Consider the following 12,714-nt stretch of genomic DNA (forward strand, 5'->3'; position numbering starts at 1 on the left):
GTCGTTGCCGCCCGTCGGGACGAGTGGCTTCAGACCAGCGCCTGGGCCTGCGCGACAACGGCGGCGAAGTTGTCGCCCAGCGCGGCGATTTCCGCGCGGTGCAGGTCACGGGCCGCGAGCACGCCACCTTCGGGGGTAGGGATGTCGCGGGTGGCGCAGGCCGCGTCCACCAGGGTGCAGCGGTAGCCATAGTCCTTGGCGGCGCGGACGGTGGTGCTGATGCTGGAGTGGGTCATGAACCCGCAGACGATCAGGTCCAGGCGGCCGCTGGCCTGCAGGCGGTCATGCAGGTCGGTGCCGGCGAAGGCGTTGGGCAGGCGTTTGTCCACCACCACCTCGCCCGGCAGCGGAGCCAGTTCCGGCAGGAAGCGGCCGCGCGGGCCCTGCGGGTCGAGCAGGCCACCGACCACGCCCAGGTGGTGTACGTGGACGACGGGAGTGCCCATGTTCCGGGCCGTCTCCAGCAGCAGGCGAATCTGCGCCACCGCGGCGTCCAGGTCAGGCAGGGCGAGCACACCGCTGCGGTATTCCTCCTGGGCGTCGATGATCAACAGAGTGCTCTGGCGCAGAGTGGCCGGCGGATATCCGCGCCCACTGATCTGCAGCATGCTGAGCGGATGGGACATGTCTGGACTCCTGTAAATGCATGTTCACTCATTGTGGGCCGTAACGCGTCCGCTGTGAATCTTTGCGAACTCGCGCCAAAGTGGTATTGGCATTCTTCTCAGGAACCGCCCGGAGGCGCCCCAGAGCCCCCGCGTTCCGCTAGAATGCGCCCCTTTTTGCGAGCTGCGAGGACTGCTGCCGTGACCGAATCCCGTTTGCTGACCCTGCGTGACCACATCCGCTGGGCCGTCAGCCGCTTCCACGCCGAGGAACTGTTCTTTGGCCACGGTACCGACAACGCCTGGGACGAAGCCCGCCAGCTGGTGCTGGGCGCGCTGCACCTGCCCTGGGAAATGGCCGATGCCTACCTGGACTGCCGCCTCGAGGACGAGGAGCGCGACTACCTGATGCACCTGCTGCGCCGGCGCATCGAGGAGCGCGTGCCGACTGCCTACCTGCTGGGCGAAGCCTGGTTCTGCGGCATGCCCTTCGTGGTGGACGAGCGCGTACTGGTGCCGCGCTCGCCCATCGCCGAGCTGATCGAACGCCGCTTCGAGCCCTGGCTGGCGGCCGACCCTGCACGCATCCTTGACCTGTGCACCGGCTCGGGCTGCATTGGCATCGCCTGTGCCAGCGCCTTCCCGGACTCCGAGGTGGTACTGGGCGACCTGTCGTTCGACGCCCTGGAAGTGGCCAACATCAACATTGAGCGCCACGAGCTGGGCGAGCGCGTCTACACCGTGCAGGGTGATGGTTTCGAAGGCCTGCCGGGCCAGCGTTTCGACCTGATCGTGTCGAACCCGCCCTATGTCGACGCCGAAGATTTCGCCGACATGCCGGCGGAGTACCACCACGAGCCCGAACTGGGCCTGGCCTGCGGCAACGACGGCCTGGACCTGGTGCGGCGCATGCTGGCCGAGGCCGGGGACCACCTGACCGAACGCGGCACGCTGGTAGTGGAAGTGGGCAACAGCCAGGTGCACGTGGCGGCGCTCTATCCGGAAGTGGACTTCACCTGGCTGGACTTCGAGTACGGCGGCCACGGCGTGTTCCTGCTCTCGGCAAAGCAGTGCCGCGAGCATCAGGAACTGTTCAGGTCGCGGATCAAAGCCTGAATGAACCTGTAGGAGCGGGCCATGCCCGCGATCGCACCCATGGGGCGCTCCTACAGCGAATCGCCACGCCTCAGTGCGTGGCGATCCAGATCAGCAGACCGGCCTGGAACACGGCGAACACCGTCAGGCAGGCAATGGTGAAGCGCAGGCTGGTGTCGTCGCGGCGGAAGGTCTCGATACGCTGCTCCAGCCGGCGGATTTCGTTGGACTGGGTGGCGAGGTTCTGGTCGGCCTGTTCCAGCATGGAACCGGCTTCCAGCAGCGGCAGTATCTGCACCTTCTCCTTGTGCCAGTCGTCATACAGCTCGCTGACCCGGCCGACGCTGTAGCGCGCCTTCAGCAACCGCGAGTCTTCGTAGATCACGTCGAAGCCCTGGGCGCGCAGGAAGTGGTCGCGGCGCTGCCGGGCCTCTTCGTTGGGCGCGTCCTTCATCGCCAGCGCGCCACCCTCGACGCGGTAGTGCGACCACTTCTTTTTCGCCCAGGCCACCCCCTGGGCCAGCAGAAAGCGTCCGAGGCCGCGGTTCAGCGGTTCGGTGGCGAAGCCTGAATCGGCGCCAAAACGCACCTCCTTGTTGCGATGGTCCGCCCAGACCTCCAGCAGGTTCACTTCCTTGCGCAGCACCTGGCCGGGCACCTGGACGGTCAGGCGCAGCAGGCTCTGCTCGGCGTTGTGGCGTTCCACCCGACCGAGCTGGACGAAACGCAGCGGGCGCGCACCGGTGCTACGGTCGGTGGGCAGCGGCGCCAGGCGCAGCAGGCGATAGTGTTCCGGCGCCAGCTCGGCCCACGGGTGCGGGCGGGCGGCGGCCTCGTCGGCGGCGACGGCGGTCTGTTCGGCTTCAGTCATGGGGATCTACCTCGGGGCCTGGTGGGCGTGACCAGGGCTCTCCCGTGGTTTATCGACGCACCGGCGGATTTCTTGAGACGTTCGCTCCAGATTCCGCCAGCGTGCCACCGGGCAGGTTCTGCGCCTGCCGGATGAAAGTCGTGATGTGCTGCACCAGCTCACGAGCCAGCGGCAGGTTGGGGTTGTTGTAGGAGGCGAGCTGCTGCGGACCGCTGGTCGGAACGATGCGCAGGATGTGGTTCATCCCCGAGATCAGGTGGAAGTCGCTGTCGGGCTTGGCGCGCTTGAGCGCCTGGGCATCCTCGACGCCGACCTGGATATCGTTGGTGCCCTGCAGGATCAGGGTGGGCAGCTTGAGCGTGGCGAAGGCGCGGGCCGGGTCCTGGCGGAACAGAGAGATCAGATAGGGCTGCACGCTGGGGCGGAACAGCACCTTCAGTGGCTCCGGCACGTTGGGCTGAAGCTGTCCGGCCTGCAGGTTGTCGATCATCTGGTTGGCTTGCGTCAGCAGGGGCGGGGGCAGGCGGCCCTGCAACTGTTCGCGCAGCACATCGCCGATCGGGCGGGCGCTGCCGGCCAGGGAAACCAGCGCTTCGGCATGGGATTGCGGCGCGGCGAGGCTGGCGATCAGCGCGCCTTCGCTGTGGCCGATGAGCACCTGCCGGCCGAAGCGCGGGTCGTGGGCCAGCTTGTCGCTCCAGGCCACCACGTCGCTGACGTAGGCCTCGACGCTGAGCTCTTCCTCGCGCGGCGCTGCGGGCAGGCTGCGGGCCACGCCGCGCTTGTCATAGCGCACGCTGGCGATGCCGTTCTCCGCCAGTGCCTCGGCCAGCTTGCGCAGGTAGGCGTTCTGCCCGCCCTCGGGATTGTTGCCGTCGCGGTCGGTGGGACCGGAGCCGGCGATCAGCAGGGCCACCGGCGGTGGAGTTTCAGTTTGTGGCAGCAGCATCGTGCCGCGCAGCACGCCGTGACCTGTGTCCAGGTCATAGGGGCGTTGCAGGATGCTGGTGGGGGCTGCCTGGGCGAAGGAAGAAATGAGCAGGAAGCAGAACAGGGCGAGACGGCGCATCGATGACTTCACGATGGGGTTGATGGCGCTTTGATCCTCAAGGTCCGCGAAGGTTCGCAGGGCGGAGTGACGCAGGTATACTGCTCGGCCTTTTCGAATCCCAGTCTTTTCGCGGAGCCTCGCATGTCCGGCAACACCTACGGCAAGCTGTTCACCGTCACCACCGCTGGCGAAAGCCACGGCCCGGCGCTGGTCGCCATCGTCGACGGCTGCCCGCCCGGCCTGGAGATTTCCCTGGAAGACCTGCAGCGCGACCTGGACCGCCGCAAGCCCGGCACCAGCCGCCACACCACCCAGCGCCAGGAAGCCGACGAGGTGGAAATCCTCTCCGGCGTGTTCGAGGGCAAGACCACCGGCACCCCGATCGGCCTGCTGATCCGCAACACCGACCAGAAGTCCAAGGACTACTCGGCGATCAAGGACCTGTTCCGCCCGGCCCACGCCGATTACACCTACCACCACAAGTACGGTGTGCGTGACTACCGTGGTGGTGGCCGCTCCTCGGCGCGCGAGACCGCCATGCGTGTGGCCGCCGGCGCCATCGCCAAGAAGGTGCTGGCAGGCATGGGCATCAGTGTGCGCGGCTACATGAGCCAGCTCGGCCCGATCGAAATCCCCTTCAAGACCTGGGACAGCGTCGAAGAGAACGCCTTCTTCAGCCCCGACCCGGACAAGGTGCCGGAGCTGGAGGCCTATATGGATCAGCTGCGCCGTGACCAGGACTCGGTCGGCGCGAAGATCACCGTGGTCGCCGAAGGCGTACCGCCAGGCCTGGGCGAGCCGATCTTCGACCGCCTGGACGCCGAACTGGCCCACGCGCTGATGAGCATCAACGCGGTGAAGGGTGTGGAAATCGGCGCCGGCTTCGCCAGCGTCGCCCAACGCGGCACCGAGCACCGCGACGAACTGACGCCGGAAGGCTTCCTGTCGAACAATGCCGGCGGCATCCTCGGCGGTATTTCTTCCGGCCAGCCGATCATCGCCCACCTGGCGCTCAAGCCGACCTCCAGCATCACCACCCCCGGCCGTTCCATCGACGTGAACGGCAACCCGGTGGACGTGATCACCAAGGGCCGCCACGACCCGTGTGTGGGCATCCGCGCGACCCCCATCGCCGAGGCGATGATGGCCATCGTGCTGCTCGACCACCTGCTGCGCCATCGCGCGCAGAATGCCGACGTGACTGTCGGCACCCCGGTCCTCGGTCAGCTGTGACCGACCAGAACCTTCCGCGAATCACCCGATTCGCGGAAGGTTCGTCGCGCCGCCGATGACGCAGGTCCCTTACTGGCGGCTGTCCAGTTTCTACTTCTTCTACTTCTGCCTGCTGGGCGGGACGGCGCCGTTCCTCGCGCTGTATTTCCATCACCTGGGCTTCTCCAGCGCGCGCATCGGCGAGCTGGTCGCCATCCCCATGCTGATGCGCTGCGTGGCGCCGAACCTGTGGGGTTGGCTGGGCGACCGCAGCGGCCAGCGGCTGGCCATCGTGCGCTTTGGTGCGGTGTGCACGGCACTGTGCTTCGCCGGCATCTTTCTCGGCCAAAGCTATGCCTGGCTGGCGCTGATCATGGCCGGGCACGCGTTCTTCTGGCACGCGGTGTTGCCGCAATTCGAAGTGATCACCCTGGCGCACCTGAGTGGGCGCACCGAGAGCTACAGTCGCATCCGCCTGTGGGGTTCCATCGGCTTTATCTGCACCGTGGTCGGCCTCGGCTGGCTGTTCGAGTTCGCCAGCCTGGATGCCTATCCGCTAGCGTTACTGGCGATCATGCTCGGTATCGTCGGCGCCAGCTGGTGGGTGCCCAACGCCCAACCGCCGGCACGACAGGATGCGGCCAGCGCTGGCGGTTTCCTCCAGCAACTGCTCAAGCCCGGCGTGCTCGCGTTTTACCTCTGCGTGTGCCTGATGCAGCTGTCCCACGGCCCGTACTACACCTTTCTGACCCTGCACCTGGAGGCGTTCGGCTACGCCCGTGGGCTGATCGGCCAGCTCTGGGCGCTGGGCGTGGTGGCCGAGGTGCTGCTGTTCCTGGTCATGCCGCGCCTGCTCAAACGCTTCTCCCTGCGCCAGGTGCTGGTGGCGAGCTTCCTGCTGGCGGCCTTGCGCTGGCTGCTGCTGGGTACGCTGGCCGGGCACCTGCTGGTGTTGCTGTTCGCCCAGTTGCTGCACGCGGCGACCTTCGGCAGCTTCCACGCTGCCGCTATCCACTTCGTCCAGCGCAGCTTTCAGGCGCGCCAGCAGGGCCAGGGCCAGGCGCTATACGCCGCGCTGGCGGGGACCGGTGGCGCGCTGGGCGCGCTTTACTCCGGCTACAGCTGGGGTAGCCTTGGCCCGGCCTGGACCTTTTCCATCGCCAGCATCGCCGCGCTGGCCGCCGCCTTCATCATCTGGACCCGTCTGAACGAGGACCCGCATGAACGACACCCGTGAACAGCTGACCCGGCAGATCATCGACGCCGGCCGCTTCCTCTATGGCCGTGGCTGGTCGCCGGCCACCAGCAGCAACTACTCGGCGCGCCTGGCGGCCGACCGCGCGCTGCTCACCGTTTCGGGCAAGCACAAGGGCCAGCTTGGCGAGGACGACGTGCTGGAAACGGATCTTTCCGGCAACAGCCTGGAGCCGGGCAAGAAGCCTTCGGCGGAAACCCTGCTGCACACCCAGCTCTACGCCTGGCGCGCGGAGATCGGCGCGGTGCTGCACACCCATTCGGTCAACGCCACCGTGCTGTCGCGCCTGACCGCCGGCGACTGCCTGGAGCTGGAGGACTACGAGTTGCAGAAGGCCTTCAGCGGCGTCACCACCCACGAAGGTCGCGTGACTGTGCCGATCTTCGATAACGACCAGGACATCGCCCGCCTGGCCGCCCAGGTGCAGCCCTGGCTGGAAGCGCATCCGGATTGCCCCGGTTACCTGATCCGCGGCCACGGCCTGTACACTTGGGGTCCACGCATGGCCGATGCCCTGCGCCAGATCGAAGCCTTCGAATTCCTCTTCGAATGCGAACTGAAAGTACTGAGCCTTCGCGGCGGCACGCGCTGAGCGAATCCGGCCCGCTTTTGCGGAAATAGCCCAGAAGGATAACGACCATGAGCAGCCTGACCGTCTACCACGAGTCCAACCCCGAGCAGCCACTGAAGCTGCTGACCCACACCGAGGACATCGCCTCCACCCTGGGCGAGCTGGGCGTGCGCTTCCAGCGCTGGGCGGCCAACGCACCCATCGTCCCCGGCGCCAGCCAGGAAGAAGTGATCGCCGCCTACCAGCACGAGATTCGTCGCCTGCAGGAAGAGGAGGGCTATGTCACTGTCGACGTGGTCAGCCTGACTGCCGACCACCCGCAGAAGGACGAGTTGCGCGCCAAGTTCCTCGACGAACACCGCCACGGCGAGGACGAAGTGCGCTTCTTCGTCGCCGGCCGCGGGCTGTTCACCCTGCACATCGAGGATCACGTGTACGCCGTGCAGTGCGAGAAGAACGACTTGATCTCGGTGCCCGCCGGCACCCGCCACTGGTTCGACATGGGCGAGCGTCCGCACTTCGTCGCCATCCGCCTGTTCAACAACGCCGAGGGCTGGGTCGCGAAGTTCACGGGTGACGAGATCGCCAAGCGGTTTCCGTTGCTGGAAGACTGATTCTTTCGCCTCGGCGTTGCCGGGCTTTCCTTGCTTTTCGTAGGAGCGAGCTTGCTCGCTCCTACCGCCATATCCCCCGCCTGTGCCAGGGGCGGGCAGCTGGAGTTCCCATGCCCATCAAAGCCATCCTCACTGACATCGAAGGCACCACCAGCGCCGTCAGCTTCGTCTTCGATGTGCTCTTCCCCTATGCCGCCGCGCACCTGCCGCACTACGTGCGCGAGCACGCCGCGGAGCCCGCCGTAGCCGAGCAGCTGGCTGCCGTGCGCGCCGACAGCGGCGAGGCGAACGCCGACACCGAACGCTGCATCGACATCCTCCTCGGCTGGATTGCCGAAGACCGCAAGGCCACGCCGCTCAAAGCGTTGCAGGGCATGGTCTGGGAGCAGGGCTACCGTGCCGGCCAGCTCAAGGGGCACGTCTACCCGGACGCCGTCGACGCGCTGCGTCACTGGCACGCCGAGGGTTACCAGCTGTACGTCTATTCCTCCGGCTCGATCCAGGCGCAGAAGCTGATCTTCGGCTGCTCCGAGGCCGGCGACCTGTCGCCGCTGTTCTCCGGCTACTTCGACACCACCAGCGGGCCCAAGCGCGAGGCTGATTCCTACCAGCGCATCGCCGCTGCCATCGGCCTGCCGGGCGAGGAAATCCTCTTCCTGTCCGACGTGGTCCAGGAGCTGGACGCCGCGCAGCAGGCCGGTCTGCAGACCATCGGCCTGGCCCGCGAGGGTGGTGTGCTGGAAGGCCACGACACCGTGGCCAGTTTTGCGGTGATCGACCCGGCGCGGGTCTGAGTCCACCGTTGGCCCATGCCCATGCCCGTGCCGTTGCGGCGCGGGCGGCTATGCTGATCAGGCCGACAATTGCATAGAGGGATCTTCTATATGGGTTCGACCCTGAGTGGCCTGATCAGTCTGATCATCTTTGCCCTGGATATCTGGGCGATCATCAACGTGGTGAAAAGCAACGCCGAGATGTCGATGAAGATCATCTGGATCCTGGTGATCGTCATCCTGCCGGTACTGGGCCTGATTATCTGGGCTGTAGCGGGGCCGCGGGGGAATGTGAAAATCTAGTTGCCGTACCGCACCCTGCAGGGGCGCCCCATGGGCGCTCCTGCAGGGTGCTCCTCAGCCAAACCGATAATGCATCCGCACGCAGCCTGGCTCGATGACCTTGGCCGACAGCAGCGTCGGTGACACCCGCAGGCCGGTGGCGGGGAACAGCGGGAAGCCGCCGCCGATGATCTCCGGCATTACGTAAACCTCCAGCTCATCCAGCGCCCCGCGCTCGAGGAAGGCCATCTGCAACTGGCCGCCGCCGAGCATCCACACGTCGCCATCGTCCAGCGCTCGCAGCTCCGCGACCAGCGCGTCGACATCGCTGCGGATTTCCAGCGGGCCCTTCGGGTCGTCGATGGGGCGAGAAGTCACCACCAGCACGCGTTGTTCGCCGTAGGGCCAGGGGCCGGGATCGGCGGCGAGGAAGTCGTAGGTCGAACGGCCCATGACGACCGTGCGAATGCGCTGGAGGAACAGGCTGTAGTCGTGTTCGCCCAGCTGCAGTTGGTCATGCTTGAACAGCCAGTCCAGCCCGTGTTCCGGGGTGGCGATGAAGCCGTCGAGGCTGCTGGCGATGTAGCCTAGAATCCTGGCCATGTGAGGTCTCCCTGGGTAAGCTTTGCGCTAATATATAAATGAATGTTCATTTATAAAAGAGGGTGGCATGGCTCGAACCAAGACGGTGAGTGACGAAGCGATACTCGACGCCGCCATGGCGCTGATGGTGCGTGAAGGGCCGGAGGCGGTGACCTTCGCCGCCGTGGGCCGCGAGGTCGGGCTGTCCGCCGCGACGCTGGTGCAGCGACACGCAACCAAGGCCGAGTTCCTTCGCGCCGTGCTGCTGCGCGCCTGGGACCAGTTGGATGAGCAGACCGCGCGCCTGGACGAGAGCGCCGGGTTGAGCCCTGAGGGTGCGGTGCAGATGCTCGTGGCGATGTTCCCGGTGGGCGAGGGCGAGACGGATTACGCCGAAGGCCTGCTGATCCTGAGGGAAGACATGCGCGATCCGCTGCTGCGAGAGCGTGGTGCGCAGTGGGGCGCCACGTTGGCCAAGGCATTGGGCCGGCGCTTGAGCGATGATCCGCAGCGGCAGCCGATACTCGGCCGGCTGATGGCCAGCCAATGGCAGGGCGCGCAGCTGTGGTGGGCCTTCGAGCGTCAGGGTGATCCGGCCGGCGCCATCGGCGCAGAGTTGCGGCGCTGGTGCGACGTCGTGCTGAAGGCGGAAAGGGTTGCGGGATAGGGCGCAGGGATAGAGACTCGTTCGATGCATTACTGCCTGATCGAAACAGACCTCGGCTGGTTCGGGCTCGCCTGGAGCCCGCAGGGGATCACGCGCGCCTATCTGCCGGGTGACTCCGTGCACAGCGTGCGCGAGCGCTTCGACAAGCTCGGCAGCGAAACTGCCCACTGGCCGGCGTTCATCGACGAGGCGCGCCAGCTGATCCTGGGGTATGCGCGGGGCGAGGCAGTGTCCTTCGTCAATCTGCCACTGGACCTTTCCGCGGTGAGCGATTTTCACCGCCGGGTCTACGACGACATTCTCCAGCTGGGGCGCGGTGAAACCACGACCTACGGCCAGATCGCCCGGCGACTGGGCGATGTCGGCTTGTCCCGTGCGGTAGGGCAGGCGATGGGCAGCAACCCGATCCCGCTGATCATTCCCTGTCACCGTGTGCTCGCCAGTGGCGGCAAGACCGGCGGCTTCTCCGCGCCGGGCGGAAGTACCTCGAAGATGCGCATGCTGGCGCTGGAAGGTTTCGAGGACCCGCAGGCAGCGCAGACCGCCTTCGATTTCTAGGCAGGATTCTCCTGAGCCGACTGCAGCTAAGCCGACTCCAGCGCGCCTTCCAGGCGTAGCAACAGTTCCTTGCGCGGCAGGCCGCCGGCGTAGCCGGTGAGGCTGCCGTTGCTGCCGATCACCCGGTGGCAGGGGACGATGATACTGATGGGATTGGCGCCGTTAGCTGCGCCCACCGCCCGAATTGCCCTGGGCCGGCCGATGCGCCGTGCGAGTTCTGCATAGACGGTGGTGTAGCCGTAGGGGATTTCCAGCAGCGCCTGCCAGACCTGGCGCTGGAACTCGGTGCCGCCAGTATTGAGACGCACATCGAAGCGCTGGCGCTTGCCGGCGAAATACTCGTCCAGCTGCCGCGCTACCTCGTCCAGCAAAGGGCTGCCCTGTTGCCAGTCAGGCTCGGGATAGTGGCGCGTCTCCAGGTCCATGTAGAGCATTCGCAGACCGCCCTCGTCGCCGGCCAGCAGCAGGCGTCCGGTGGGGCTGTCGTGGTAGCGGTAGTGCATGGTCATCCTCCGGTGCGGCCGGCCTGGGAATAGGCGTGCCACAGATAGACGGCGGCGTAGGCGCGCCACGGCCGCCAGGCTTCGGCGCGGCGTTGCAGTTCGCGGGCGGTGATGCCTTCGGCGCCCCAGACCGGCGACTTGAGCAGACCCAGGTCGGCGGCAGGGAAGGCGTCCGGATCACCGAAGGCGCGCAGGGCGACGTACTCGGCGGTCCAGGGGCCGATGCCGGGGAGGGCGCAGAGGCGCGTCACCAGATCCTCGGCGCCGTCGTCCACATGCAGCGCCAGCGCGCCGCTGGCGCAGGCGGCGGAGAAGCGCTGCAAGGTTTCCACCCGCTTGCCCGGCATGCCGATACCGGCGAGGTCGGCTCCGGCCAGGGCTTCGGGCGTGGGGAACAGGCGGGTTGGCTGGCTTTCGGCTTCTCCGGGCAACGTCTCGCCCAGACGCTGCACCAGCCGCCCGACGATGGTCACCGCCGCTTTTACCGTGACCTGCTGGCCGACGATGGCGCGCACAGCCTGCTCGAACGGGTCGAACGCAGTGGGCAGGCGCAGACCGGGGGCCTGCAGCAGGAGCGGGCCGAGGACGGGGTCGTTGCCCAGGTGCCCGGCGATGTGTGCGGGGCTGCTGTCCAGGTCGAACATCTTGCGCACCCGCTCCGTCAGCGCCTCGTGATGATAGGCCGGCAGGTGGAGCTCCAGCTCCAGCTCGGCGCTGTCATCCAGTGGCGTGACGCTGAACCAGCCGCTGTCGGCGCCCAGCCGCACGCTGCGGGCGTAGCGCCGGGGCGACAGGCATTCGACGCCGGCCAGGCTGCGCAGGGCGAAGTGGTCGTGGAACTGCTGCCAGTCCCAGGGGGCCTGGTAGGGCAGGCGGATGATGCTGGAATCGGCGGCTCTGTTTTTCATGCAGCGACCTTACCTGTTGCGCGACGGGCTGTCGTCCCGCGCCTGACTTTCAAACTGTCGTGCTCAAGCTGTTTATATGGAAGGCGCCGACAGCAGGGTTCGACCTGTCATCTTCCGGCACGTAGAATGCGCGCCTCTTTCGGGGCGGCCCGGCCGTCCCCTCCTAGTGTCTTGTCCCGACGGGAGCCCACTGCATGCACGATTACCAGGAAACCCTCTACGACGGCTATGGCCAGCGTTTCAGCGTCGACAGGATGCTCCACGAGGTGCGCACCGAGCACCAGCACCTGGTGATCTTCGAGAATGCCCGCATGGGCCGGGTGATGGCGCTGGACGGTGTGATCCAGACCACCGAGGCCGACGAGTTCATCTACCACGAGATGCTCACCCATGTGCCGATCCTCGCCCATGGCGCGGCCAAGCGCGTGCTGATCATTGGCGGCGGCGACGGCGGCATGCTGCGTGAGGTGTCCAAGCACGCCAGCGTCGAGCACATCACCATGGTCGAGATCGACGGCACCGTGGTCGACATGTGCAAGGAGTTCCTGCCCAATCATTCCCAGGGCGCCTTCGACGATGCGCGCCTGAACCTGGTGATCGACGATGGCATGCGCTTCGTCGCCACCACCACGGAGAAGTTCGACGTCATCATCTCCGACTCCACCGACCCGATCGGTCCGGGCGAAGTGCTGTTCTCGGAGAATTTCTACCAGGCCTGCCACCGCTGCCTGAACGAAGGAGGCGTGCTGGTGACCCAGAACGGCACGCCGTTCATGCAACTGGACACCGTGCGCAACACCGCTGGCCGCATGAATGGCCTGTTCGCCGACTGGCACTTCTACCAGGCGGCCGTGCCGACCTACATCGGCGGCTCGATGACCTTCGCCTGGGGCTCGACCAACCCGGCGCTGCGCAAGGTCGACGTTGCCACCCTGGCCCGGCGCTTTGCTGCAAGCGGCATTCAGACCCGCTACTACAACCCGGCCATCCACCAGGGCGCATTCGCCCTGCCGCAGTACGTGCTGCAGGCCATCGGCAAACCGGCCAACGACTGATCCAGCGCTGCCCGCCACGCCCCGCGCGTGGTGGGCAGGGGCGCAATGCCCCGGATTGCCCGTCCTTCGGGACATTTTCTTCACATGCCGGCCGGCACTATCCCCGCCGTCA

At 66.6% G+C, this 12,714-nt stretch carries 16 protein-coding genes; 10 read left to right on the plus strand and 6 right to left on the minus strand.

Going from position 1 to position 12,714, the window contains the following annotated elements; all coding sequences use genetic code 11:
• Positions 1-29: 29 nt before the first annotated feature.
• The gene (locus tag IB275_RS10240) at positions 30-626 is read right to left on the minus strand and encodes a cysteine hydrolase family protein (RefSeq protein WP_045208668.1); all 597 of its coding nucleotides are present in this window, start codon (positions 624-626) and stop codon (positions 30-32) included.
• A gap of 180 nt (positions 627-806) precedes the next feature.
• Between IB275_RS10240 and prmB the strand changes: the two genes are divergently transcribed.
• On the plus strand, positions 807-1,721 hold the full coding sequence (gene prmB, locus IB275_RS10245) for a 50S ribosomal protein L3 N(5)-glutamine methyltransferase (protein WP_192295368.1): 915 nt from the start codon (positions 807-809) through the stop codon (positions 1,719-1,721).
• A gap of 70 nt (positions 1,722-1,791) precedes the next feature.
• Here the strand turns inward: prmB and IB275_RS10250 are convergent, their stop codons facing one another.
• The gene (locus IB275_RS10250) at positions 1,792-2,571 is read right to left on the minus strand and encodes a hypothetical protein (RefSeq protein ID WP_192295369.1); all 780 of its coding nucleotides are present in this window, start codon (positions 2,569-2,571) and stop codon (positions 1,792-1,794) included.
• 49 nt (positions 2,572-2,620) lie between these two features.
• A complete protein-coding gene (locus IB275_RS10255) occupies positions 2,621-3,640 on the minus strand; it encodes an alpha/beta hydrolase (RefSeq protein ID WP_192295370.1) in 1,020 nt (339 codons plus the stop codon).
• 123 nt (positions 3,641-3,763) lie between these two features.
• On the opposite strand from IB275_RS10255, the gene aroC reads away from it, so the two are divergent.
• The 6 genes from aroC (at position 3,764) to IB275_RS10285 (ending at position 8,350) form a co-directional block, all read left to right on the plus strand.
• Positions 3,764-4,855 (plus strand): chorismate synthase, encoded by a 1,092-nt coding sequence (aroC, locus tag IB275_RS10260; protein ID WP_192295371.1) that lies wholly within the window; start codon positions 3,764-3,766, stop codon positions 4,853-4,855.
• A gap of 55 nt (positions 4,856-4,910) precedes the next feature.
• On the plus strand, positions 4,911-6,071 hold the full coding sequence (locus tag IB275_RS10265) for an MFS transporter (RefSeq protein WP_192295372.1): 1,161 nt from the start codon (positions 4,911-4,913) through the stop codon (positions 6,069-6,071).
• The gene (locus tag IB275_RS10270; RefSeq protein ID WP_192295373.1) at positions 6,055-6,681 is read left to right on the plus strand and encodes a methylthioribulose 1-phosphate dehydratase; all 627 of its coding nucleotides are present in this window, start codon (positions 6,055-6,057) and stop codon (positions 6,679-6,681) included. The genes IB275_RS10265 and IB275_RS10270 overlap by 17 nt, the downstream gene beginning before the upstream one ends.
• A gap of 47 nt (positions 6,682-6,728) precedes the next feature.
• The gene (locus tag IB275_RS10275; RefSeq protein WP_192295374.1) at positions 6,729-7,274 is read left to right on the plus strand and encodes a 1,2-dihydroxy-3-keto-5-methylthiopentene dioxygenase; all 546 of its coding nucleotides are present in this window, start codon (positions 6,729-6,731) and stop codon (positions 7,272-7,274) included.
• A 110-nt stretch (positions 7,275-7,384) separates the two neighbouring features.
• The gene (gene mtnC, locus IB275_RS10280; RefSeq protein WP_192295375.1) at positions 7,385-8,068 is read left to right on the plus strand and encodes an acireductone synthase; all 684 of its coding nucleotides are present in this window, start codon (positions 7,385-7,387) and stop codon (positions 8,066-8,068) included.
• Between the two features lie 90 nt (positions 8,069-8,158).
• Positions 8,159-8,350, plus strand: a complete 192-nt coding sequence (locus tag IB275_RS10285; protein ID WP_045208647.1) for a PLDc N-terminal domain-containing protein — start codon at positions 8,159-8,161, stop codon at positions 8,348-8,350.
• A gap of 54 nt (positions 8,351-8,404) precedes the next feature.
• Here the strand turns inward: IB275_RS10285 and IB275_RS10290 are convergent, their stop codons facing one another.
• Positions 8,405-8,932: a dihydrofolate reductase family protein gene (locus tag IB275_RS10290; protein ID WP_192295376.1), complete on the minus strand. Its 528-nt coding sequence runs from the start codon at positions 8,930-8,932 to the stop codon at positions 8,405-8,407.
• A 67-nt stretch (positions 8,933-8,999) separates the two neighbouring features.
• On the opposite strand from IB275_RS10290, the gene IB275_RS10295 reads away from it, so the two are divergent.
• Positions 9,000-9,578 carry a TetR family transcriptional regulator gene (locus IB275_RS10295; protein WP_192295377.1) on the plus strand — a complete coding sequence of 193 codons (579 nt, stop codon included), beginning with the start codon at positions 9,000-9,002 and terminating at the stop codon, positions 9,576-9,578.
• 24 nt (positions 9,579-9,602) lie between these two features.
• Positions 9,603-10,136 carry a methylated-DNA--[protein]-cysteine S-methyltransferase gene (locus tag IB275_RS10300; protein ID WP_192295378.1) on the plus strand — a complete coding sequence of 178 codons (534 nt, stop codon included), beginning with the start codon at positions 9,603-9,605 and terminating at the stop codon, positions 10,134-10,136.
• Positions 10,137-10,162: 26 nt separating this feature from the next.
• Here the strand turns inward: IB275_RS10300 and IB275_RS10305 are convergent, their stop codons facing one another.
• Together IB275_RS10305 and IB275_RS10310 are read right to left on the minus strand one after the other, a co-directional pair.
• Entirely contained in the window at positions 10,163-10,639 is a 477-nt protein-coding gene (locus tag IB275_RS10305) for a methylated-DNA--[protein]-cysteine S-methyltransferase (RefSeq protein WP_081520622.1), read from the minus strand.
• Positions 10,640-10,641: 2 nt separating this feature from the next.
• Positions 10,642-11,547: a DNA-3-methyladenine glycosylase family protein gene (locus tag IB275_RS10310; protein WP_192295379.1), complete on the minus strand. Its 906-nt coding sequence runs from the start codon at positions 11,545-11,547 to the stop codon at positions 10,642-10,644.
• A gap of 194 nt (positions 11,548-11,741) precedes the next feature.
• Between IB275_RS10310 and speE the strand changes: the two genes are divergently transcribed.
• Complete coding sequence (speE, locus tag IB275_RS10315; protein WP_192295380.1) at positions 11,742-12,602, plus strand: polyamine aminopropyltransferase; 861 nt, start codon at positions 11,742-11,744, stop codon at positions 12,600-12,602.
• The last annotated feature ends 112 nt before the right edge of the window (positions 12,603-12,714 follow it).

It is taken from the genome of Pseudomonas sp. PDM21 (assembly GCF_014852505.2).
GTDB lineage: Bacteria > Pseudomonadota > Gammaproteobacteria > Pseudomonadales > Pseudomonadaceae > Pseudomonas.